At 62.8% G+C, this 21929-nt stretch carries 20 protein-coding genes and 1 tRNA gene; 4 read left to right on the top strand and 17 right to left on the bottom strand.

Annotated elements, in window-relative coordinates; translation table 11 throughout:
• Nucleotides 1-162: 162 nt before the first annotated feature.
• The 14 genes from B0W55_RS11490 to B0W55_RS11560 all read right to left on the bottom strand — a co-directional run bounded on the left by B0W55_RS11490 (nucleotide 163) and on the right by B0W55_RS11560 (nucleotide 15587).
• Entirely contained in the window at nucleotides 163-3261 is a 3099-nt protein-coding gene (locus B0W55_RS11490) for an error-prone DNA polymerase (RefSeq protein ID WP_218189762.1), read from the bottom strand.
• Nucleotides 3237-4652: a DNA polymerase Y family protein gene (locus tag B0W55_RS11495; protein WP_077046120.1), complete on the bottom strand. Its 1416-nt coding sequence runs from the start codon at nucleotides 4650-4652 to the stop codon at nucleotides 3237-3239. The genes B0W55_RS11490 and B0W55_RS11495 overlap by 25 nt, the downstream gene beginning before the upstream one ends.
• Before the next feature lie 7 nt (nucleotides 4653-4659).
• The gene (gene imuA / locus B0W55_RS11500; RefSeq protein WP_077046121.1) at nucleotides 4660-5277 is read right to left on the bottom strand and encodes a translesion DNA synthesis-associated protein ImuA; all 618 of its coding nucleotides are present in this window, start codon (nucleotides 5275-5277) and stop codon (nucleotides 4660-4662) included.
• A complete protein-coding gene (gene lexA / locus B0W55_RS11505; RefSeq protein ID WP_077046122.1) occupies nucleotides 5277-5894 on the bottom strand; it encodes a transcriptional repressor LexA in 618 nt (205 codons plus the stop codon). The genes imuA and lexA overlap by 1 nt, the downstream gene beginning before the upstream one ends.
• Before the next feature lie 160 nt (nucleotides 5895-6054).
• Nucleotides 6055-6351 carry a DUF971 domain-containing protein gene (locus B0W55_RS11510; protein WP_077046123.1) on the bottom strand — a complete coding sequence of 99 codons (297 nt, stop codon included), beginning with the start codon at nucleotides 6349-6351 and terminating at the stop codon, nucleotides 6055-6057.
• The gene (locus B0W55_RS11515; protein ID WP_077046124.1) at nucleotides 6348-7310 is read right to left on the bottom strand and encodes a HEAT repeat domain-containing protein; all 963 of its coding nucleotides are present in this window, start codon (nucleotides 7308-7310) and stop codon (nucleotides 6348-6350) included. Before B0W55_RS11515 ends, B0W55_RS11510 begins: the two co-directional genes overlap by 4 nt.
• The gene (locus tag B0W55_RS11520) at nucleotides 7307-8155 is read right to left on the bottom strand and encodes an ABC transporter ATP-binding protein (protein ID WP_077046125.1); all 849 of its coding nucleotides are present in this window, start codon (nucleotides 8153-8155) and stop codon (nucleotides 7307-7309) included. The genes B0W55_RS11515 and B0W55_RS11520 overlap by 4 nt, the downstream gene beginning before the upstream one ends.
• Nucleotides 8155-8937, bottom strand: coding sequence for an ABC transporter permease (locus B0W55_RS11525; protein WP_077046126.1), 783 nt, complete (start codon nucleotides 8935-8937; stop codon nucleotides 8155-8157). The genes B0W55_RS11520 and B0W55_RS11525 overlap by 1 nt, the downstream gene beginning before the upstream one ends.
• 137 nt (nucleotides 8938-9074) lie before the next feature.
• Nucleotides 9075-10481, bottom strand: coding sequence for an ABC transporter substrate-binding protein (locus B0W55_RS11530; RefSeq protein ID WP_077046127.1), 1407 nt, complete (start codon nucleotides 10479-10481; stop codon nucleotides 9075-9077).
• Nucleotides 10482-10778: 297 nt separating this feature from the next.
• Entirely contained in the window at nucleotides 10779-11024 is a 246-nt protein-coding gene (locus B0W55_RS11540; protein WP_008060065.1) for a ferredoxin family protein, read from the bottom strand.
• A 22-nt stretch (nucleotides 11025-11046) separates the two neighbouring features.
• Nucleotides 11047-12777, bottom strand: coding sequence for a fumarate reductase/succinate dehydrogenase flavoprotein subunit (locus tag B0W55_RS11545; RefSeq protein ID WP_077046129.1), 1731 nt, complete (start codon nucleotides 12775-12777; stop codon nucleotides 11047-11049).
• Nucleotides 12774-13526, bottom strand: a complete 753-nt coding sequence (locus tag B0W55_RS11550; protein WP_077046130.1) for a GntR family transcriptional regulator — start codon at nucleotides 13524-13526, stop codon at nucleotides 12774-12776. Before B0W55_RS11550 ends, B0W55_RS11545 begins: the two co-directional genes overlap by 4 nt.
• Nucleotides 13527-13725: 199 nt before the next feature.
• Entirely contained in the window at nucleotides 13726-14694 is a 969-nt protein-coding gene (locus B0W55_RS11555) for a Gfo/Idh/MocA family protein (protein WP_077046131.1), read from the bottom strand.
• The gene (locus tag B0W55_RS11560; RefSeq protein WP_077046132.1) at nucleotides 14691-15587 is read right to left on the bottom strand and encodes a Dyp-type peroxidase; all 897 of its coding nucleotides are present in this window, start codon (nucleotides 15585-15587) and stop codon (nucleotides 14691-14693) included. The genes B0W55_RS11555 and B0W55_RS11560 overlap by 4 nt, the downstream gene beginning before the upstream one ends.
• A 279-nt stretch (nucleotides 15588-15866) precedes the next feature.
• Between B0W55_RS11560 and B0W55_RS11565 the strand changes: the two genes are divergently transcribed.
• Entirely contained in the window at nucleotides 15867-17492 is a 1626-nt protein-coding gene (locus tag B0W55_RS11565) for an NADP-dependent glyceraldehyde-3-phosphate dehydrogenase (protein ID WP_077046133.1), read from the top strand.
• A gap of 68 nt (nucleotides 17493-17560) precedes the next feature.
• Nucleotides 17561-18580, top strand: a complete 1020-nt coding sequence (locus tag B0W55_RS11570) for an FUSC family protein (protein ID WP_077046159.1) — start codon at nucleotides 17561-17563, stop codon at nucleotides 18578-18580.
• Nucleotides 18581-18587: 7 nt separating this feature from the next.
• Here B0W55_RS11570 and B0W55_RS11575 read toward each other — a convergent pair whose 3' ends face one another.
• Nucleotides 18588-19481 carry a DMT family transporter gene (locus B0W55_RS11575; protein WP_077046134.1) on the bottom strand — a complete coding sequence of 298 codons (894 nt, stop codon included), beginning with the start codon at nucleotides 19479-19481 and terminating at the stop codon, nucleotides 18588-18590.
• A gap of 136 nt (nucleotides 19482-19617) precedes the next feature.
• On the opposite strand from B0W55_RS11575, the gene B0W55_RS11580 reads away from it, so the two are divergent.
• A complete protein-coding gene (locus tag B0W55_RS11580; RefSeq protein WP_077046160.1) occupies nucleotides 19618-20055 on the top strand; it encodes an Lrp/AsnC family transcriptional regulator in 438 nt (145 codons plus the stop codon).
• A gap of 66 nt (nucleotides 20056-20121) precedes the next feature.
• Here the strand turns inward: B0W55_RS11580 and B0W55_RS11585 are convergent, their stop codons facing one another.
• Nucleotides 20122-20793, bottom strand: coding sequence for a Bax inhibitor-1/YccA family protein (locus B0W55_RS11585; protein ID WP_077046135.1), 672 nt, complete (start codon nucleotides 20791-20793; stop codon nucleotides 20122-20124).
• Between the two features lie 123 nt (nucleotides 20794-20916).
• Here B0W55_RS11585 and B0W55_RS11590 point away from each other — a divergent pair.
• Nucleotides 20917-21004, top strand: a tRNA-Ser gene (locus B0W55_RS11590).
• A gap of 748 nt (nucleotides 21005-21752) precedes the next feature.
• Here the strand turns inward: B0W55_RS11590 and B0W55_RS30760 are convergent.
• Nucleotides 21753-21911, bottom strand: coding sequence for a hypothetical protein (locus B0W55_RS30760; RefSeq protein WP_175645497.1), 159 nt, complete (start codon nucleotides 21909-21911; stop codon nucleotides 21753-21755).
• Between the last annotated feature and the right edge of the window lie 18 nt (nucleotides 21912-21929).

Below are 21929 nucleotides of genomic sequence, written 5' to 3' on the forward strand. Positions count from 1 at the left end.
GCATTCCTTCTGAAAAAAAGATGTATCCCGGCGTTGCGATGCCAAGGGAATGTAAAGGAGCGGCATTATGCCAAAGTGCCATCACTGATGACAGCGCCAATTCGTTTATTGACGTCAATTGTTTGGAGCCGCTCGCTCACTGTCCTGACGCCAAGAGGCGGGTCAGCGAAAGTCCCGGCTTTGTACGGTGATGCCGTCCAGCAGTTCGCTTAAATCACTCAGGCGGCCGGCGATCAGGTGGCGTACTTCGCCCTCTTTTTCCCAGCGGCCGTCGACCTTGAGCAGTTGCGAGCCCACCAGTACCCGGCGTTGGCGATCGGCCAGGTCGCGCCAGACCACCACGTTGACGTTGCCGAATTCGTCTTCGAGGGTGACGAAGGTCACGCCACTGGCGGTGCCCGGCCGTTGGCGACCGGTGACCAGGCCGGCGACGCTGACCGGGCGGCCGTGGTCGACGTCCAGCAACTCCTTCGAGCTGCGGCAGCGCCGGGCTTTCAATTCACCGCGCAGCAAGGCCAGCGGATGGGGCCCAAGGGTGGTGCCGACGCTGTTGTAATCGGCCACCAGGTCCTCGCCCACCGTGGGTTTGGGCAGTGACACCACGTCCTCTTCCTGCCTCGGCAAACCGGCGAACAACCCCAGTTGCCTCTGCACCCCCGCCACTTCCCAGCGCGCCCGATGCCGGTCACCGGCCAAGCCGCGCAGCGCCCCGGAATCGGCCAGTAGCTCCTGAGCACGGGCATCCAGGCGTGCCCGCTCGCCAAGGTCAGCAATGTCGGCAAATGCGCCGCGCCCGCGTGCCGCCTCGATACGCCGCGCATCCTCCTCGCGAAAGCCCTTGATCATCCGCAGGCCCATGCGAATCGCCGGTTGCGCGCCGGCAATCGGTTCCAGGCTGCAATCCCAGTCGCTGGCGCGCACGTCCACCGGGCGAATCTGCAGATGATGGCGGCGCGCGTCCTGCAGGATCTGGTCCGGGCTGTAGAAGCCCATCGGCCAACTGTTGATCAGCGCACAGGCGAACGCCGCCGGTTCGTGGCATTTGAGCCAGCAACTGGCATAGGTCAGCAAGGCGAAACTGGCGGCGTGGGACTCGGGAAAGCCGTAACTGCCGAAGCCCTTGATCTGTTCGAAAATCTGCGCCGCAAACTCAGCCGTATAGCCGTTTTTTTTCATGCCGGCAGCCAGCCGCTCCTTGTGCGGTTCCAGCCCACCGTGACGCTTCCAGGCCGCCATGGAGCGGCGCAACTGGTCGGCCTCGCCGGGGCTGTAATCGGCGGCGACGATGGCGATTTGCATCACCTGTTCCTGGAACAGCGGTACGCCGAGGGTGCGCTTGAGCACCACTTCCAACGCTGGCGAAGGGTACGTCTCCGGCTCTTCCTTGTTCCGCCGGCGCAGATACGGATGCACCATCCCGCCCTGGATCGGCCCGGGCCGGACGATGGCCACCTCGATCACCAGGTCGTAGAAGGTTTGCGGCCGCAGCCGGGGCAGCATCGACATCTGCGCCCGCGACTCGATCTGGAACACGCCGACGGTATCGGCGCGGCTGATCATGTCGTACGTCGCACGGTCTTCGGACGGAATCGTGGCCAGGCTCAGATCGCGGTTGCGATGCTGACGCAGCAGATCGAAACAACGACGAATCGCGCTGAGCATGCCCAGGGCAAGGATATCGACCTTGAGCAACCCGACGGCATCCAGATCGTCCTTGTCCCACTGAATGATGGTGCGGTCAGCCATGGCGGCGTTTTCCACCGGCACCAGGGTGTCCAGCGGCTGCTCGGAAATCACGAAGCCGCCGGGGTGCTGCGACAGGTGCCGAGGGAAGCCGATCAGTTGCCCGGTCAGGCTCAACACCCGGCGCAGCACAGGGCTCTCGGGATCGAAACCACCCTCGAGCAAGCGCTCCACGGGCGGCGTTTCGTCGCTCCAGTGTCCACAACAGTCTGCCAGCGCGTTGATCTGGTCCGCTGGCAGGCCCAGGGCCTTGGCCACATCGCGAACCGCACCGGCGGCATGGTAGGTGCTGACCACCGCCGTCAAGGCGGCGCGGCCCCGGCCATAGCGACGGAAGACATACTGCAGCACTTCCTCTCGGCGCTCGTGCTCGAAATCCACATCGATATCTGGCGGCTCGTTGCGCTCCTTCGACATGAATCGCTCGAACAATAACGTGGTGCGATCCGGGTCGATCTCGGTGATGCCCAAGGCAAAGCACACCGCCGAGTTCGCCGCCGAGCCACGCCCCTGACAGAGGATGTGCTGTTCCCGGGCGAAGCGCACCACGTCGTGTACGGTCAGGAAGTAGCTTTCATAGCCCAGCTCTGCGATCAGCCTCAGCTCCTTGTTGATCTGCCTTAGCACCTTGAATGGCGCACCTTTTTTCCAGCGCCAGGCGACGCCCTCTTTCGTCAAATGCCGCAGCCAGGAACTGGCCGAGTGGCCATCGGGCACCAACTCTTTGGGGTAGTGATAACGCAACTGCCCCAGCTCGAAGGTGCAGCGCCGGGCCAGGTTCACGGACTCTTGCAATAACGCCGGCGGATACAGAGCGGACAGCACATCTAGGCTGCGCAGATGCCGTTCGCCATTGGGGTGCAGACGCAACCCGGCCTCGGCCACCGGCAGATGATGGCGGATGGCGGTCATGGTGTCCTGCAAGGCACGCCGGCCGCGAGCGTGCATGTGCACATCGCCGCTGGCCACCGCCGGGATTCGCAACTCACCGGCCAACGTCAGCAAGGCGTTCAGCCGTCGCCCATCGTCCTGTCCGCAATGCAACTGCACCGCGAGCCACAGGCGCTCGGCGAACGTCTGTTTGAGCCAGTGACCGCTGGCAAAGTCATCCACGGCATCCGGCACCCACAACACCAAAAGGCCCGGCAACGGCTCGCTGAAATCTTCGCGCAGCACCTGATACTGCCCCTTCTGCGTGCGCCGCCGCGCCCGGGTGATCAGCCGGCACAGGTGCTGATAACCCTCGAGGTTCTCCACCAGCAACACCAGTTTCGGACCATCCTCGATGCGCATTTCACTGCCGATGATCAGTGGCAGCGCTACGGATTTGGCCGCTTGCCAGGCCCGGACGATACCGGCCAATGTGCATTCGTCAGTGATCGCCAGGGCCTGATAGCCCTGTTTTTTCGCCCGTTGGAACAGCTCGAGGGCACTGGAGGCACCGCGCTGGAAACTGAAGTTCGACAGGCAGTGCAGTTCGGCGTAGTCGATGCTCATGCGAACCAGCCCTGCAACCATAACGGGCCGTCCTCGCCGACCGCCCGATAGGCCCACCCCTGTTGGCCGGATCGGGTTTCGATCAGGTAATAGTCCCGGCGCACATCATCGCCGTCCCACCAGCCGGACTCGATACGCTCCGGCCCCATGAGGATACGGGTCGACGCTTCGTGCACCGCCTGCGGTTCAGTCAGCAACCAGCCCGGACGTTGCACCCCCGGGATGATCGCGCAACGCTGGCTGTCGACACTGGCCTGCCACGCGCACTCAGGGCGGTGATCGGCCTGAAAGCGCAAGCCATGCACTGCGTCATCGCCCAAGCGGGCGCGCAAGCGTTCGCGCAGTTGTTCCCAGGGCAAGGACTGCTGGGGGCGGTCGTCGAACAGTTCCTGAGACTGGGGAACGAAGGCTGGCAAGTCTTCGGCACGCAGGCGAAAGCCGCGCACCGGAGCCTCTACCTGAACCTGCTCCAGCCGCCCCCGGGCCAGCTCGAACAGCATCGCCGGATCGCGCTCGGCGCTGAGCAGGCCGACCTTGATTACGCTGTCCGGCAACCCCGCATGTTCCAGATGCAGGTCGAACCGTTGAACGCCGCTGTCACGCCCGCAGAGGAACGCCGAGAGGTCGCCGGTCAAGCGACGCAGCGGAAACAGCAAGGCTTGATGGGATTGCACATCGAAATTGAGCTCGATACGCACATCGAAGCGATCCGGCGGCAAGTAGAACGCCAGCGCCAGCCGTCGTGCCCCGAGCAAGGTGTCCAGATGCTTGAGCACTTGGGCCTCGAAACGCCGGGCCAGGCTTTGCCGGGGCAGCGCCTGCACCTGGTTCAGGGTGCGCAGCCCCATGCGCGACAAGGCGGTGGAGACAGTGGCCGGCAGCCCGATGCGGTCCACGGGCAATTGCCCCAGGTGATAGTGCAAGGCTTGATCGTCGGGCACCACCAGGCCGTCATAGGCGTTGGCCAGGATCCGCGCCGCCACCGGGTTGGGCGCGGCGACGATGCGATGGCGAAACCCCAGTTCGCCGAGTTCGCGGCGCAGGCGGGCCTCCAATTGCGGCCAATCGCCGAACAACCCCAGGCTGGACTCGATTTCGAACACCACCGCACGGGGGTAATGCACGCTGACCTGTGAGCTGAACCGGTAGGCCCAGGCCGCCAGGAACTGCTGCCAGTGTTCGATCTCGGCCGCGTCGTATTCCGCCGTGGCAAAGCCCTTGCTCAACGCCTGGGCGGCCGTCATCGACTGGCCGGGGCGCAGGCCCAGCTCCCGGGCCGCAGCGTTGACCGCCTGCAACACCCGGCGCTGGGCCGGGCCGGTCAGCAGCGCCAATGGCTGCTCGGGGTCGTCACGCTGACGCAGTACCGCGTCCAGCGCCAATTGCGGAAACAGAATGCACACCCAACGCATGGCAACCTCAATGCCCCACGGGGAAGGCAATCGGCGCCGAACGGGCCAGCCCACCCCGGCACTTGAGCACGCGCAATTGCGCAGGCCTGGCATCGATGGCAATGCGCAGGGCCGCCGGTGACGGGTTGATCGCCTCATGGATCGAGCGGTAGGCAAAGGCCAGGGTCGAGCCGGTTTCCGCCGCCACCTGCAAGCGCCGCAGCGCCCGGTCGTCGGCCTTGTGCGGCCAGCACAGCACCGCGCCACAACTGCCCGAACGCAGGCATTGTTCCGCCGCCCACAGGGCATCGCGCTCGCTGGCCTGGATGATCGACAACTGACGCAGGTCCACCCCGGCGTTCTGCCAGGCTTGCGGATAGGGCACGAACGGCGGCGCCACCAACACGATGCGTTCGCCCGCCGCCGACAATCGCGCCAGCGTCGGCCATACCAGTTGTAACTCGCCCACGCCCTGCCCGGCCAGGAGGATTTCGCTCAGCGCCGCTTCCGGCCAGCCCCCGGTGGGCAGCGCCGCGTCCAGCGCGGCATGCCCGGTGGGTTGCGGGCTGGCGGCCGGTGGCGCAGGCCTGCCCTTCCAGACCTGGCCGCCATTGAACAGCGTATCCAGCGCAACGACGGCACCCATCAGCCTTGCCTCACCAGACCACAGAACACCCCTTCGATGGCGAGGTCCTGGTCGGCTTGAACGTTGATCGGCTGGTAGGCGGGGTTGCGCGGCAACAGGCGCACCTTGTCGCCGACCCGCTCGAAACGCTTGATGGTCACTTCGCCGTCGAGGCGCGCCACGACGATCTGGCCGTTGATCGCCTCGGGGCTGCGGTGCACCCCCACCAGGTCACCGTCGAGGATGCCGTCCTCGATCATCGAATCGCCCTGGACCCGCAACATGTAGTCCGGCACCCGGGAGAAGATCGACGGGTCCAGCAGCAAGCGGCTATGGATATCGGCATCGGCTCCGATGGGCGCACCGGCCGCTACCCGGCCGAGGACCGGAACGTCCAGCAACTCGGGACGCGCCGGCTGCCCGAGCAGGCGAATGCCCCGGGCCTGATGCGGGTTGACCTCGATGAAACCGGCTTCGGTCAGCGCCAGCACATGCTTGCGCGCCACGCTGCGAGAGGCAAAACCAAAGGCCTCGCTGATTTCAGCGAGGCTCGGGGACTGACCGTGCTGCGCGATGCGATCGCGGATGAAGGTCAGGATGGCGGTACGGCGGGGAGATAAAGTAGTCATGGAGTACATTTGTACTCTTTTACGATTTTCCCTTCAAGAATTTGCAGACGAAATGCAGGCGCCGAGACAAACCCTGTGGGAGCGAGCTTGCTCGCGAAAAACCTCTAGCCAACGCGGGTCTTCAGATTGCCAGCGTTATCGTTGACGTCCATCGCGAGCAAGCTCGCTCCTACAGGGGGTCAGGCGTTGTTGGAGTGAGGTTGGCCAGATAAGCCCAGGGGTAGATGCCGCGTTCATGGCCATCGCTGAAGATCAATTGCAGGCCGTAGCCTTGGCTGTTGAGCTCGACGACACACACCCTTTCGTCTACCAGCGGCGTCAGCCCCTGCAAGCGAAACGCCCGGCACTGCGAACACGGGCATTGCCGACGCAACTCGACATGATTCAGCAACTGCTCGCGACCATCCGGCCAGTTCAGGCGCAATTGCTGCCGGCTGCGGGAATTGCCGATTGCCAGCGGGTTCATTGCAGTTGACTCAGGGCGATGCGCACGGCTTTGCGCACTTCCGGGTCACCGTCGTCCTGGGCGGCCTGCAACGGGGCGATGGCGCCTTTGTCGTTCAATTCGCCGAGTGCCAGGGCGGCTTCCTTGCGCAGGTTGCTGATGCGATGGCCGAGGGTTTCGATCAAGGGTTCCAGCGCCGGGGCAAAGCGCAAGCGGCCGAGGCTGCGGGTGGCGCGCAGGCGCACTTGCCAGTAGTCGTCGCCCAAGGCTTCGATCAGGGCGGGCCCGGCGTCGACGTGACCGACCTTGCCCAAGGTGGTCGCGGCTTCTTCGCGCACCTGCCAGGCCTGGTCCCGCAAGGCCTGGCCCAGCGCGGGCAGCACCTGTGCATCCGAGGCCAGGCCCAAGGCACCGGTGGCCGCACGGCGCACTTCGGTGTCCGGGTCGTCACTGGCCAGGCGCGCCAAGGCCGGCAAGGCATCGAGCTGCTTGAGCCAGCCCAGTACGCCGACCGCTTCACGCCGGACACTGGCATCCGGGTCGCCCAGGGCCAGCAACGCCGCCGGGGCCGCCTGGTCAAAGCGCAATTCGCGAAGGGCCCTGAACGCCGCGATGCGCACGCTGACATCGGCATGCCCAGTCCGCGGCAAGATCACCCTGCCTGCCCCTTCACTCTTGAGCAGACTCAAGCTCTGCGCGGCGGCAGCCTGCACCGCCGGCGAAGGATCGGTCAGGGCCTGGCACAAGGCTTCGACCACCGGCGTGTCTTCCCAGGCTTCGAGCAATCGCGCGGCTTCGGCGCGGACCTCTTCGGCCGGGTCTTGAGCCAGCCGATCGACCAGCCACAGCAGGCCGTCCGGTTCTTCCAGGTCGGCCAGTTCGATCAGGGCAATGCGGCGCACGCCGGCATCGTCATCGGTCAGGCGCGGTTGCAGGGCCAGAATGTCGTCGTTATCGGTTACATCGAATAGTGAGGTCATAGGGCAAATCGCGGCAGTTTGTTTTCGGGGGGAAGTCCGAGGGGGTTCAGCCGTGGCAGCTGCTGACCGTCCTCGTGACGCAATAACGCGAGGCAGTGACGCTTCAAGCGGGAGAACTCATGGCGGGTGACCAGTTCGGTGGTGCGTGGCCGGGGGAAGTCCAGGCGCAGGTCTTCGATGATCCGGCCCGGGCGCGAACTCATGACCAGCAAACGATCGGCGAGGAACAGCGCTTCGTCGATGTCATGGGTGACGAACACCACGGTGGTGCGGATCTGGGTCCAGATCTTCAGCAGCAGTTCCTGCATGTTCAGACGGGTCAAGGCATCCAGCGCGCCGAACGGCTCGTCCATCAGCAACAGCCGTGGGCGGTTGACCAGCACCCGAGCGATTTCCACCCGTTGCTGCATGCCGCCGGACAACTGATCCGGCCAGCGGTCGGCAAAGCCATCGAGGCCGACCAGTGCCAGGATTTCATCCGCCGCTGTATGCCGCTCGGCTTTGCCGATGCCGCGCATTTTCAGGCCGAACGCCACGTTGTCGCGCACGCTTCGCCAGGGGAACAGGGTGTGATGCTGGAACACCATGCCGCGCTGTGGCGAAGGGCCCGCGACCGCTGCGCCGTCGACCTTCAGGGTTCCGCTGTAGGTTGCCAAATGCCCGGCCAACGCCCCCAGCAAAGTGGACTTGCCGCAACCCGATGGCCCGAGAATGCACACGAACTGGCCCGCTTCGATCTGGCAATCGAGGCCCTGCACGGCTTCGAACGCCGCGCTGCCCTCACCCAGGCTGATGGACACATCGCGAATATCGATGCGCCCTTCAGGTTGTTGAAACATGCTCATCAGGCTTTTCCTCGTGGTCGATGCCAGGGCGTGAACAGCCCGCCCAGGCGTTTGATGAGCAGGCTGCTGCCCATCCCGAGCACGCCGATCAGCAACATGCCGACCACGATGTCGGGGTAGTTCTGGATGGTGTAGGACTCCCAGGTGTAATAGCCGATGCCGAATTGGCCGGAGATCATTTCCGCGGTGACCAGGCAGAACCAGGAGGTGCCCATGCCGATGGCCAGGCCGGTGATAATGCTCGGCGCAGCGCCCGGCAGGATCACCTCCAGCAGCATCGCCCGGCGCCCTGCCCCCAGGCTTTTCGCCGAAGCGATCAGTCGTGGGTCGACGCCTTCGACGCCGTGCACGGTGTTGAGCAGGATCGGGAACAGCGCGCCGGTGAAGGTGATGAACACCATCGACAGCTCCGACGACGGGAACATCAGGATCGCCAGGGGAATCCATGCCACGGCGGGAATCGGTCGCAGCACTTCCAGCGGCGGCAGCAACAGGTCCTCGGCCCATTTCGAGCGGCCGATGGCCAGGCCCAGGGTGATGCCGATGATCGACGCCGCGAGGTACCCGGCGAACACCCGGCCGAGGCTGCTGCTCAGGTGTTGCGCGAGCTTGCCGGAGTCGCCCAGGCCGACTGCGGCTTCGATCACGGCCAGGGGGGTCGGCACGTTGGCGAAAGTCACCAGGCCGAGGTTCCAGTGGTGGCTGGCGGCGAGTTGCCAGAACAGCAGGCAGAGCAGCAGTGAGGCGGCTCGGGGGAGCCAGCGTAAATAGGATCCGTGCACAATGTTTCCTCTCGACACCGCCCCCTGTGGGAGCGGGCTTGCTCGCGAATACGGACTGACATTCAACATTCATGTCGACTGACCCACCGCTTTCGCGAGCAAGCCCGCTCCCACAGGGGATCGAGTCGTTCCAGCGGTTAGCGAACGGCCACGGCCTGGGTGGTGGCGTCGGTGAAGTCGAACACCTTGCCGCCCTGGGCCGTGGCGAATTGCTGGGCCTGGCCCTTGAGCAGGAAGGCGCTGAGCCGTCCTTTGGCGTCACTGGCAAACCACGCCTGATCCGCCAGCAGCTTGATCCCGCTGTCGCTGGCCTGGGCATACACGGCGCGGATGTTCTTGCCTTGCTGCTTGAGGCCGGCCAATGCGCTGAAGGCCGCTTCCGCCGAGGCGTACTGGCGGACCTTCGACTCGCCGCGCACCCAGATCTCGGCCACATGACTGAAGTCGGTGATGGGCTTGCCGCTCGCCGCATCCACGGCCTTGAGCGGCGTTTGTGCGTAGTTGGCCAGTTGCGCCGAGTAGTCCAGGTTCGAGGCCTTGAACGCGGCGCGGATGTACTGGTCGTCGATGAAGGTATTGAGGTCGAGGCCGCGGTCGGCTTTCTTCAGCAATTTGAGGGTGTCGATAGCGGTACCGACCGCTTGGCGATACTCCGGCTTCCAGCTCAGGTCGCGGGTCTGCACGCCCAGCGGGCCGTGGAACAGGTAATTGACCTCGGCATCGACCCCGGTGACCTTGGCGATCAGCTCGCTGTATTTCTCAGGCTCGGCGGCCAGCAACTGGTTGGCTTCGAGGCTGGCGCGCAGGTAGGCGACGACGATTTCCGGGTACTTCTTCGCGTAGGCCTGATCGACCAGCGCACCGTGGAAAGTCGGCGCGCCGGCCTGTGAACCGTCGTAGATCTTGCGGGCGAAACCACGGCTGGGGAACAGTTCGGCGAAGGGCACGAAGTCGGCGTGGGCGTCGATCTTGCCGGCCTGCAACGCGGAACCGGCGACTTCGGGTGGCTGGGCAATGATGTTCACGTCCTTGATCGGGTCCCAGCCCTGGGCCGCCACGGCGCGCAGCAACATGCCATGGGCGGTGGAGGCAAACGGCACGGAAATGGTCTTGCCCTTGAGTTCGGCCAGCGACTGCACGCCGGATGCGCTCGGCACCACGATGCCGTTACCGCTGCCCCGGGTGCTGCCCGACAGCACGCTGATGAACAGGCTGTGCTTGCCGGCGGCTTCGAACGCCACGCCGTTGAACGAACCCGGGAAATCGGCCATGGCGCCGAAGTCGAGTTTGCCGGCGACCATCTCGTTGGTCAGCGGCGCGCCGCTGGTGAAGTTCTTCCACTCCACCTCGTATTTCGCATCCTTGTACTGGCCGTCGTGGGGCAGGTATTTGTCCAGCAGGCCCAGTTCGCGAATCAACAGGCCGCCGGCGGCGCAGTTGATGGTGGTGTCCTGGGTGCCGATGGCGATGCGGATGGTTTCGGCCGAGGCCGACAGGGTGAATGAAGCCAGTACCAGACCGGCCAATGCTGCACGCAATAACATGGGTGTTCCCCTCGAATCATTTATAGGATGTTCGTCTCCGCCACGATCAGGGCGTGGTGGGAAACGAGGGGTGTCTTCAAGCGAGCGTCCGGGGGTGGCCGGATGGCGTTTTTTGGGTGTCTGGCGGGCCTCTTCGCGGGCAAGCCTCGCTCCTACAGGGTCCATTGGTGTATGCAGGATTTGCGGCTGGCCTGGATCCCTGTGCCAGCGGGCTTGCTCGCGAAAGCGTCCTGTCAGTTGATGAAGATGCAAGCTGTGCCGGCCTCTTCGCGAGCAAGCCCGCTCCCACCGGGGGTTTCAGCGTAGCAGATAGGGTATGTCCACTTTCACCGCCCCCGTCGGGCAGTCCTTTTCGCACGGCATGCAGTACCAGCATTCATCGAACGCCATGTAGGCCTTCTGGGTGGCCGGGTTGATCGCCAGCAGGTCCATCGGGCAGACGTCGACGCACACGGTGCAGCCTTTGTGGGCGATGCAGAGGTCTTCGTCCACCGTGACCGGCGCGTTGGAGCGGAAGAAGATTTCCTGGGGTTGATAGGCCATGTTCGCTCTCTCTTTTAACGGCTCAGGCGGCAAAGGCTCCGACCCGCAACCGGTCGTAGGCCTGCATTTCTTCGGCATCCAGCGGGATGATGTAGGGCTCGACGGCTTTCTTGAAACTGCTCATCTGGCCGTTTTCATCCTTTTTCAGGTGGCAATGGCAGAACCAGTCGCTGTCGTTGCGCTGCGGGTGGTCGACCCGATAGTGGTACAGCCCCCAGCGACTTTCGGCGCGGAACAGCGAAGCCCGGGCAGCCATTTCGGCGCAGTCGCGGATCATGCTGACTTCCATGGCGCGCATCAGCTCGTGGGCGTTATGGGCCTTGATCTGGTCGAGGTCGCGCTGGATATCGCTGAAGCGCTGCAGGCCGATCTGCATTTTTTTGGTCACTTTGGGCGGTTGCAGGTAGTCGTTCACGAAACGCCGCAGCTTGTACTCGACCTGGGACGGCGGCAGGCCGTGTTCGCGGTCCAGCGGCGCGTAGACCCGTTGTTTTTCCGTTTCGACCTGCTGGGCATCGACCGCCGAAAACCCGCGCCCGGCGACAAAGTCCGCGGCGTTGGTGCCGGCGAACCAGCCGTAGGTGAACGCGCCAAGCATGTAGTTGTGCGGCACCGCGGCCATGTCACCGGCCGAGTACAAACCTTTGACCGAGGTCTCGGCCTTCTCGTTGACCCACACCCCGGAGGCCGAGTGACCGCTGCAAAAACCGATCTCCGAGATGTGCATCTCGACCATCTGCGTGCGGTAGTCGGTGCCGCGATTGGCGTGGAACTGGCCGCGACTGGGGCGCTCGTTGCTGTGCAGGATCTCTTCGATGTTCTGGATGGTTTCCTCGGCCAGGTGATCGAGCTTGAGGAACACCGGGCCATTGCCGCTTTCCAGTTCCTGGTGAAACTCCCACATCATCTGGCCGCTCCAGTAGTCGCACTCGATGAAGCGTTCGCCCTTGTTGTTGGCGGTATAGCCGCCCAAGGGACCGGTGACGTAGGCACAGGCCGGGCCGTTGTAATCCTTGATCAGCGGGTTGATCTGGAAGCACTCCAGGTTCGCCAGTTCGGCGCCTGCGTGGTAGGCCATGGCGTAACCGTCGCCGGCATTGGTCGGGTTTTCGTAGGTGCCCATCAGGTAGCCCGAGGACGGCAGGCCCAGGCGCCCGGCGGCACCGCAGGCGAGGATGACCGCTTTGGCCTTGATCACGTGGAAGTCAGCGGTGCGGCAGTCGAAGCCCATCACACCGTTGACCGCGCCCTCTTGATCCTTGAGCAAACGGGTGCACACCACGCGGTTGGTGATGCTGACCCGCGCCCGCTTCAACTGGCGGTACAGGACTTTCTTGATGTCGTGGCCTTCGGGCATCGGCAGCACGTAGGCGCCCATGTGGTGGACTTTCTTCACCGCGTAGTCGCCGGTCTCGTCTTTCTCGAACTTCACGCCCCAGCGGTCCAGTTGCTCGATGGTCTCGAAACTGTGGGTGGCGTAGGCGTAGACCGCGGCCTGATTGACGATGCCGTCGTTGGCGATGGTGATTTCCTTGGTGTACTGCTCCGGCGTCGAGTGGCCCGGGATGATCGCGTTGTTCAGACCGTCCATGCCCATGCTGATCGCGCCGCTGCGCTTGACGTTGGCTTTGTCGATCAGCAGCACGCGCAAGTCGCGGTTGCGTTCCTTGGCCTTGATCGCGGCCATGGGGCCAGCGGTGCCGCCGCCGATCACGACGATGTCGTATTCCTGCTCCAGCGTAGTGCGTGTCATGCCTGATCCCCTTTTTGCCGGTCGATCCGCAGGCGGTACTGGAACGCATCGCCACGGTAGTAGAGGTGTTCGAAGTCCACGGGCTGGCCGTTTGCATCATGGGTCAGGCGCTCGATGCGCATGATCGGCGCGCCGGCCTCGACGTTCAGCGCCTGGGTCAGGTCGCTGTCGGCCAGCACTGCATCGATGGCCAGGTCGGCGTGCCCGAGGGCCAGGCCGCAGTCGTTTTCCAAAATCAGAAAGATGTCGCGGGTGACCAGGTCCGCCTTCTCCAGGCGCTCGCCGATGGCTTTGGGCAGGTAGGTGATTTCCAGGGAGATCGGCTCGCGGTTGATCAGGCGCACCCGTTTGATCTGCGCCACGGTTTCGCCTTCGGCCACCTGCAAGCGCTCGGCAACCAGCTTGTCGGCGGCGATGAATTTGAAGCTGCGCAGGCGGTTGATCACCTCGTAGCCGCGACCGGTCATGGACTCGGCCAGGCCTTGCAGGGTGCTGACGTTCTGGAAGGTTTTCGGCTTGGCGACGAAGGTGCCCTTGCCGTGGATCTTGAAGATCAGCCCTTCTTTCTGCAGATCGCCCAAGGCCTGGCGCACGGTGATGCGGCTGACCTTGAACAGCGCGCCCAATTCGCTTTCAGAGGGCATCTGACTGTCTTGCGGGTATTCACCGTCAAGGATGCGCGCACGGAGCACGTCCCGCAGTTGGGTGTGCAGTGGAACGCTGCTGAGGGAGAGAACGTTATCGGTCATCTGAGATCACTTGTTATAACGAGTTATGACGTGATCTTAGGGTTCTAACGGGAGGGGTGGGAAATATTGTTTGGATATAAGGTTAGACACACGATGTGTTCCCCTGTGGGAGCGGGCTTGCTCGCGAAAGCGGTGGGTCATTGAACAGGGATGTCGGCTGACACGACGCCTTCGCGAGCAAGCCCGCTCCCACCAAGGTTCAGCGGCGGTTGAGGATCTGGTCCATGACCCAGTCGGTCTTCAGGGCTTGCTCGGCGACGGCAGGATGCTGCGCCTCACCGCGAATATGCGCGTTCATGCCCAGCACGTGATGCCATTGAATGTGTTCATGGTTGCCGATGGTCAGGCTGAGGTGTTCATCGGCGTGCAACTGCACCGGATGCTCATCGAACACCGAAAAACCGATGCGCCCCAGGCTGCCTATGATCTCGACCCGATCCTCTCGACGGTCGGCAACGAAGTTCCAGCAGCCCATGCCCAGTGCCCCACCAGCAAAGCGCCAGGTGGCACTGACCGCATCTTCAGCCGCGTACAGACCTGCCTGACGCGCCGTGAGCCCGGCCACTTCGACGATGTCACCCAGCAGATACTGAAACAGGTCCAGACCATGGCTGGCCAGATCTGCGAAATAACCGCCACCGGCAATCGTCGGGTCGGTTCGCCAATTGTTGCTGCCGCTGAGGTCCACCGGCGATGCCTGTTTGGTCAGTGTCCAGCTCATGTGCCGAACCTCGCCGATCCGCCCGTCCGCCAGCCACTGGCGCACCTGCTGAAAGCGCGGCAACGAACGTCGGTAGTAGGACACGAACAGGTGCAGCCCGGCATCGGCGAACGCCTTGTGCATCTCTCGGCTTTGTCCGGCATTGAGCGACATTGGTTTTTCAGCGCAGCAATGCTTGCCCGCCGCCGCCACTTTCAAGGCATAGGCCTGATGACTGTCGGGGGGCGTGGCGATGTACACGGCGTCCACTTGCGGGTCATTGATCAGGGCATCGACGTCGGTGTAGACCCGGGCGATGCCGTGACGGGCGGCGTAATCGCTGACCGCCTCCAGCCGTCGCCCCATCACCGCCACCAACGCCGAGCCGGGGACCTTGTAGAAGGCTGGCCCGCTCTTGCGCTCGGCGACGCTGCCGCAGCCGATCATCCCCCAGCGGATCACTTTCACACAGAGGCCTTGATGCTCAATGCCCGCAGATCCAGCCGACCGTCCTTGAGCGGCGGGCACCAGTAGTAGCCACCGGTGATCGGCCGGCTGATGCGGTACAGGCCATCGGTGATGCCATCTTCCAGGCCGCTCATGCGGCGCAGCTGGACTTCGAAGGCGTCGAGTGAGAAACCGAAGGCGAGGAACATCAAACCGGCGCGGTCGTCTTCGATCCACGGCATCGACCGACGAACGATGAAGGCCTCGGGCGCGAAGCTTTCCTGGGCGGTGCGTTTGACGTGGGCAGAGATCGGCGCGTCGTCGAGCTCTTCGTTGTCGCTCAGGCGACGGCCCATGATGTCGTCGGTTTCGTGGGACGCCATGGCGTGGAAGCGCTGGAGGTCATGCTGCCACTGCTGGATCGCGGCAAAGCTGCCGCCCACCGTGCCTTCGATGCCCTCGGCCACCAGCGCCGCAGTCACCGCCGCTTCGTCACGAGGGTTTTCGGTGCCGTCTTCGTAGCCGGTCAGGTCATGGCCGTCGCGGTGGCGGAAGCCTTCGGTCACCTGCACCAGACGCAGCGCCGGGGCCAGCGCGGCGACGAACGCATTGCTGCGATTGAGCAACTCGCCACGGTCGGTGCCGTGCAACCAACACCACAGCGCCTGCTGCGTCGACGGGTTGTCCACGCCCACGCCGGTCAGCGCCGGGAACGCGCGCAGCCCTTCAATGTTGCCATCCAGCGCCTTGACCAGCGATTCACCAAAACCCACCACTGCCGACTGGCCGTCCACCATTTGCATCAGCTTGTCGAGCGCGGCCGGCAGGTCGGCGACGGATTCGAGGGCGAAGAACAGATGGCGGGCGTGAAGCGGAACAGGGGTGGCGAGAATGCCCGGCTGGTAGTGACTCATGTGAACTCCTTCAGAAAGAGTGCGAAGTTTAACCGCAACAAGGTTTTTCAACACCCGCGCAAAGCGGTCTACGCTTGAGACACAAGATCCAGAGCCTCGACCCCTCTACTCTGCCCTTCGCCGCTTGATTGATGTATTAACTGTAGGAGCGAGTTGCTCGCGAAAAGCCCAAAGCCGCCGCGGGGCATCTGATTTCACGCGTCATCGTTCAAGACCATCGCGAGCGAGCTCGCGCCTGCAGTGGGCCGGGCCCGCCGACATATCACACGGGGTAGCGACATGAGCACAGCAGACATCCTTGGCAACCTGTTTCCCGAGGCCGGCAGCATCCCGGAAAAATACCGCTTCGACGCGCCGATCGAGCAGCGTGAATACCTGGTCGACGGCGTCCTGAAAACCTGGTCCGGCCCCCTCGCCACCGTGCGCAGCCCGGTGTACCTCAAGGGCGCAGCGGGCGACGAGCAAGTCATCCTCGGCAGCACACCGCTGCTGGATGCCGACACTGCACTGACTGCCCTGGACGCCGCCGTGCGCGCCTATGACCGGGGCCAGGGCCTGTGGCCCACCCTGCGCGTGGCTGAGCGCATCCAGCACGTGGAAACCTTCCTGGGGCACATGCGCCAGCAGCGCGAAGCGGTGGTCAAGCTGCTGATGTGGGAAATCGGCAAGAACCTCAAGGACTCGGAAAAAGAGTTCGACCGCACCTGCGATTACATCGTCGACACCATCAATGCCCTCAAGGAACTCGACCGTCGCTCCAGCCGCTTCGAACTGGAGCAGGACACCCTCGGCCAGATCCGCCGCGTCCCCCTGGGCGTGGCGCTGTGCATGGGCCCCTACAACTATCCGTTGAACGAAACCTTCACCACGTTGATCCCGGCGCTGATCATGGGCAACACCGTGGTGTTCAAGCCGGCCAAACTCGGTGTGCTGTTGATTCGCCCGCTGCTCGAGGCGTTCCGCGACAGTTTCCCGGCCGGGGTGATCAACGTGATCTACGGCAGCGGCCGCGAGACCGTCAGCGCCCTGATGGCCAGCGGCAAGATCGATATCTTCGCGTTCATCGGCACCAACAAGGCCGCCAGCGACCTGAAGAAACTGCACCCGCGCCCTCATCGCCTGCGCGCGGCACTGGGGCTGGATGCGAAGAACCCCGGCATCGTCCTGCCCGAGGTGGATCTGGACAATGCGGTCAACGAGGCGCTCACCGGCTCCCTGTCGTTCAACGGCCAGCGTTGCACGGCGTTGAAAATCCTCTTCGTCCACGAAGACGTGGTCGACCGTTTCATCGAAAAATTCAACGCCAAACTGGCCGTGCTCAAACCCGGCATGCCCTGGGACAGCGGCGTGGCCCTGACGCCCCTGCCGGAATCGGGCAAGGTCGATTACCTGCACGGTCTGGTGGCCGATGCCGTCGGCAAGGGTGCAAAAGTGGTCAACCCCCATGGCGGCGAGGCCCGCGCCTCGTTCTTCTACCCGGCGGTGCTGTACCCGGTGACGCCGCAGATGCGGGTCTACCAGGAAGAACAGTTTGGCCCGGTGGTGCCGATCGTGCCGTACCGCCACCTGGACACGGTGATCGATTACGTCCTGGAATCGGACTTCGGTCAGCAATTGAGTATCTTCGGCACCAACCCGGTCGCGGTCGGTCGTTTGGTGGACACTTTCGCCAATCAGGTCGGCCGGATCAACCTCAATGCCCAGTGCCAGCGCGGCCCCGACACCTACCCGTTCAACGGCCGCAAAAACTCCGCCGAAGGTACGCTGTCGGTGCATGACGCTTTAAGGGTATTTTCGATCCGGACACTGGTGGCGACCAAGTTCCAGGAAACCAACAAGGACCTGATCAGCGAGATCATCAGTGGCCGCAGTTCAAGCTTCTTGACCACTGACTACATTTTCTGAGGAGAGCGAATCTGAGTACATCCTTCGCCCATCGACTGCCAGCGCCGGTGCGCCGGTTACTGCGCCCGCTGCTGGACCCGTACCGCCGCTATCGCCATGCGCGCGTGATCCATGCGGTACGAGTGTCACTGGGGTTGCTGGCGTCCATCCTGCTGACCACCGGCATCCACCTGCCCCACGGCGAGTGGGCGTCGGTGACCATGCTGGTGGTGATCGGCGGTTTGCAGCACCACGGCAACATCGGCAAAAAAGCGGCGGAACGGGCCATCGGCACCCTGCTCGGGGCGGCGATCGGCCTGGTGCTGGTGGTGCAACAGTCCTGGCTCGGCATGCCCTGGCTGACCTATTTCGCGATGGCGGTGATCTGCGGGTTCTTCTCATACCACGCCATCGGCAAGGGCGGCTACACCGCGCTGCTGGCGGGCATTACTGTGTTTATCGTCGCAGGGCATGGTGACAACCCGGTCTCCGACGGTTTGTGGCGCGGCGTCGACATCCTGATCGGCATTGCGTTGGCCCTGGCGTTTTCCTTCGCCCTGCCGCTGTATGCGGTCTATTCCTGGCGCTACAACCTGGCCGATGCCCTGCGCGATTGCGCGGCGGTCTACGGGCGCATCATCAACGGCCAACCGGTGACGGACGACGAACACCTCAAGCTGATGGGCCGCCTCAACGCAGTGATGGTGCAACTGCGCTCGTTGATGCCGTCGGTGTCCAAGGAAGTGAAGATCTCCATGAAAGAACTCGATGCCATCCAGCGTCATCTGCGGATGTGCGTCAGCACCCTGGAGATCCTCGGCAACACCCGGCCCGATCCCCGGGACACCGAGGCCATGGCGCATCTGCAATCGGAAATGAAGGCGGAACACCGACTGATCCGCGTGCATCTGGTCGCCATGGCCAGGGCGCTGAAGAGCGGTGAAACCCTGCGCCTCGGTCGGGCGGTTGAATTGCCCTTGGATTCGAGCCTGGAGACACCGATCCATAACACTCTGGATGGCTACCGATTGCTGGTCCGTCAATTGGCGGCGAACATCGGCGAGATGCGTCTGCGTCTGGCCAGGACGGCGCCGCGGTGGAGTATTTGACGCTTGATTATTGCGTGGCCGTGCGCCGAAGTTTCAGGCTCCAACCCTGCTGCATCCCCGCAGCTGCCAGCAATATCGCCGCCACACCCGTCCACTGCAGTGGCTCCAGACGATGACCGAAGGCAAACCAGTCGACGAAAATCGCCGCGATCGGGTAGATGAACGACAGCGCGCCGGTCAATGCCGTGGGCAGTTTCTGAATCGCGCCGTACAGCAGCACGTACATCACACCGGTGTGCACGATGCCCAGGGTGATCAGGCTGGCCCAGGCGCTCGGCGCCTGCGGCAGCGCTGAAAAGTGCGCGAACGGCGCGAGCAGCAGCACGCCGGTGCTGACCTGAATCAGCGCGATCAGATGCGGCGGTGTGCCGGTCAGGCGCTTGATGATCAACGCGGCAATCGCATAAAGGAACGCCGCGCCCAGCGCCAGCACAATGCCGATCAGGTACTGATTGCCACCCTCGCCCTCCCCGCCGTGGGCACTGACGATTGCCAGCATGCCGAGGAATGAAACACCCAGCCACGTCAGCTTCTGCAGGGTGATTTTCTCGTTGAGAAATATCGCGGCCAGGCCCACCAGCATGAACGGCTGCACGTTGTAGACCGCGGTGCCGATGGCGATCGACGCGCGGGAATAGGAGGCGAACAGCAGCACCCAATTGCCGACGATCGCTACACCGCTGAGCACGGCCAACAGTAAGGTGGCGCGGGTCAGAATGCCGGGGCGCAGGAAGCCGAATGCCGCGCAAATCAGCAGCAGGGTGCCGGCACCGAACACGCAGCGCCAGAACACCACGTCCAGCACCGGTTGCCCGGAAACCAGCACGAACCAGCCGATGGTGCCGGAGATCAGCATGGCGGCAGTCATTTCGAACGAGCCGCGGCGTATTGTCTTGTCCATCTTCAGACTCCTCTGTGGATGGACAAAGTATGCCGATGAGCGGATAGGGTTCTCCATGGCATAAAGCAGGCTAAACTCGGCATCTGCCTTTTTTATCAAGGCGAATTCCGATAACTGCCTAATGGAAGGTTTTGCCATGACCGACGATATCGACCAGGTGCTGATCAGCGCCCTGATGGAAGACTCGCGCCGCTCGCTCAAGGCCCTGGCGCAAATCAGCGGCCTGTCTTCACCCAGTGTCGCCGAGCGCCTGCGTCGCCTTGAGGAGCGCGGCGTGCTCAAGGGTTACACCGTTGACATCGACCCGAAATGCTTCGGCTATCAGCTGCAGGCCATCGTCCGCGTTCGCCCGCTGCCGGGTCAGTTGCAGGAAGTGGAGCGCCAGATCATGGCGATCCCCGAATTCACCGAATGCGACAAGGTCACCGGCGAGGACTGCTTCATCGCGCGCCTGCATGTGCGCTCCATGGAGCAACTGGACACCCTGCTCGATCGCCTCAACACCCTGGCGGAAACCAACACCGCGATCGTCAAGAAAACCCCGGTCAAGCGCCGCTTGCCGCCGATGGCGTAGCGGCTTTCAACACACCGCAGACGAAAAAAAACCCGCCGAAGCGGGTTTTTCATTCAGGAGCGACGATCAGTCATCGCGGCCCATGATGCCGAAGATCTGCAACAAGCTGATGAACAGGTTGTAGATCGATACATACAGGCTGATGGTAGCCATGATGTAGTTGCGCTCACCACCATGGATGATGGCGCTGGTCTGGAACAGAATGCAGACCGAGGAGAACAGCACGAAACCTGCGCTGATCGCCAGTTGCAGTCCGCTGATCTGGAAGAACAGGCTCGCCAGCGTCGCTGCCAGCAGGACAAAGAAGCCTGCAGTGATGAAACCGCCGAGGAAGCTCATGTCCTTGCGGGTGATCAGCACGTAAGCCGACAGGCCGCCGAACACCAGCGCCGTCATCGCGAAAGCCGAGCTGACAACTTCAGCGCCGCCCTGCATGCCCAGGTAACGGTTGAGGATCGGGCCGAGCAGGAACCCCATGAAACCGGTCAGGGCAAATGCCGACACCAGGCCCCAGGCGGAATCACGGAGTTTGTTGGTGAGGAAGAAAAGGCCGTAGAAACCGATCAGCACCACGAAAATGTTCGGGTAGCCAACACGCATCTGCTGCGCCACGTAGGCCATCACACCGCTGAAAGCCAGGGTGAGAGCCAGCAAGCCGTATGTGTTGCGCAGGACGCGGCTAACCTCTAGCTGCTCAGCCTGCACGCTGTTATTAACTGCGTAATCCTGTTCGCGCATGGCGACACTCCTGTTGGTTTGAAACGTTCAGTCGCAAAGATCATAACAGACGCTCTGTAACAAGCTATGCAGAGAGTTTGACAGTGTGTTTCATTCAGGTATTATGGCGCCCGCAACGCAAACGGAGGTGTGGCCGAGTGGTTTAAGGCAACGGTCTTGAAAACCGTCGACTGTAACAGGTCCATGAGTTCGAATCCCATCGCCTCCGCCATCTTTATACGACAAAGCCCTGATTATTCAGGGCTTTGTCGTTTCTGGCGTTTGGAAAAAATGTCGACGCACGCCATGTGTTCCATAACTATTTTGGAAGTGTTCCATAACTAAGCGTCCTATCCCTCTCTTGCGGCGTCCTGCCGACCGTTAAAAAACCTTCATGTAACACGGTGCTACGCTGACCTTATAACCGAGGATCCAGTCATGCCGAATTCAGACCTGTTCAAAACGGCTGGGCAAAACGCCAGAGGCTGACAGCGACGGGCAGAAGTGTTGATCTGGTTGCTTAGAACGGCGATCAATAGATGTTCCAGTGCGTCTATCTGTGCCTGATTGGTCATCTCACTGTCCTTGATCCGGCTCCATGCCGGTTCGGACACAAATACTCCACTTCAACGAATCACGCCAGCAGGCGAAGCAATCCGCTGTCTGGAGCAGTTACGAATCCCTGCCTGATCACCGGCCCCGCCCAAATCGGCATCAGTGGTGGTCGCACTAGCGGGCACATGGTCTACAAGATTTCAAGAAGGGACAGAGTGCCCTGACGGCAGCGAAGCTTTGCTGGATAGGGGAAGAAGTACAGCGCGAAGACATCGCGCAGGAGTTCAAGACGGAGCTTCAGGAGAAATTCGGCACCAACGCATCGCTTTCCCTTGGAGCTTTCTATCCGAAGTAAGGTACAGGCCGGGAAACCGGGCTGACCCACCCTCACCTATTGCATTTAAGACCGATGAGGGCGGGCAATATCAGAATATTGTCTTTTGGAAAACCACAGCCGAAACCTTGTTGCCTCTAGCCTCGACCAGCTTTTTAGCTTCGTCTCTGTCCTTAGCAATCACCCTGGTTTTCTGCGAGGTTTTGTTCATCCCGTTGCTGACGTAAAACACTTCAAACTCGCTCTTCATTGAGCCTTCCTCTATAGA

The organism is Pseudomonas sp. KK4 (assembly GCF_001984065.1).
Classification (GTDB): Bacteria; Pseudomonadota; Gammaproteobacteria; order Pseudomonadales; family Pseudomonadaceae; genus Aquipseudomonas.

Bases quoted from the DNA above. Each gene is read 5' to 3' on its own strand.
- B0W55_RS11490 (WP_218189762.1), bottom strand. From the start codon at position 3,261: ATGGTTGCAGGGCTGGTTCGCATGAGCATCGACTACGCCGAACTGCAC.
- B0W55_RS11495 (WP_077046120.1), bottom strand. From the start codon at position 4,652: ATGCGTTGGGTGTGCATTCTGTTTCCGCAATTGGCGCTGGACGCGGTA.
- imuA (WP_077046121.1), bottom strand. From the start codon at position 5,277: ATGGGTGCCGTCGTTGCGCTGGATACGCTGTTCAATGGCGGCCAGGTC.
- lexA (WP_077046122.1), bottom strand. From the start codon at position 5,894: ATGTACTCCATGACTACTTTATCTCCCCGCCGTACCGCCATCCTGACC.
- B0W55_RS11510 (WP_077046123.1), bottom strand. From the start codon at position 6,351: ATGAACCCGCTGGCAATCGGCAATTCCCGCAGCCGGCAGCAATTGCGC.
- B0W55_RS11515 (WP_077046124.1), bottom strand. From the start codon at position 7,310: ATGACCTCACTATTCGATGTAACCGATAACGACGACATTCTGGCCCTG.
- B0W55_RS11520 (WP_077046125.1), bottom strand. From the start codon at position 8,155: ATGAGCATGTTTCAACAACCTGAAGGGCGCATCGATATTCGCGATGTG.
- B0W55_RS11530 (WP_077046127.1), bottom strand. From the start codon at position 10,481: ATGTTATTGCGTGCAGCATTGGCCGGTCTGGTACTGGCTTCATTCACC.
- B0W55_RS11540 (WP_008060065.1), bottom strand. From the start codon at position 11,024: ATGGCCTATCAACCCCAGGAAATCTTCTTCCGCTCCAACGCGCCGGTC.
- B0W55_RS11545 (WP_077046129.1), bottom strand. From the start codon at position 12,777: ATGACACGCACTACGCTGGAGCAGGAATACGACATCGTCGTGATCGGC.
- B0W55_RS11550 (WP_077046130.1), bottom strand. From the start codon at position 13,526: ATGACCGATAACGTTCTCTCCCTCAGCAGCGTTCCACTGCACACCCAA.
- B0W55_RS11560 (WP_077046132.1), bottom strand. From the start codon at position 15,587: ATGAGTCACTACCAGCCGGGCATTCTCGCCACCCCTGTTCCGCTTCAC.
- B0W55_RS11565 (WP_077046133.1), top strand. From the start codon at position 15,867: ATGAGCACAGCAGACATCCTTGGCAACCTGTTTCCCGAGGCCGGCAGC.
- B0W55_RS11575 (WP_077046134.1), bottom strand. From the start codon at position 19,481: ATGGACAAGACAATACGCCGCGGCTCGTTCGAAATGACTGCCGCCATG.
- B0W55_RS11580 (WP_077046160.1), top strand. From the start codon at position 19,618: ATGACCGACGATATCGACCAGGTGCTGATCAGCGCCCTGATGGAAGAC.
- B0W55_RS11585 (WP_077046135.1), bottom strand. From the start codon at position 20,793: ATGCGCGAACAGGATTACGCAGTTAATAACAGCGTGCAGGCTGAGCAG.
- B0W55_RS30760 (WP_175645497.1), bottom strand. From the start codon at position 21,911: ATGAAGAGCGAGTTTGAAGTGTTTTACGTCAGCAACGGGATGAACAAA.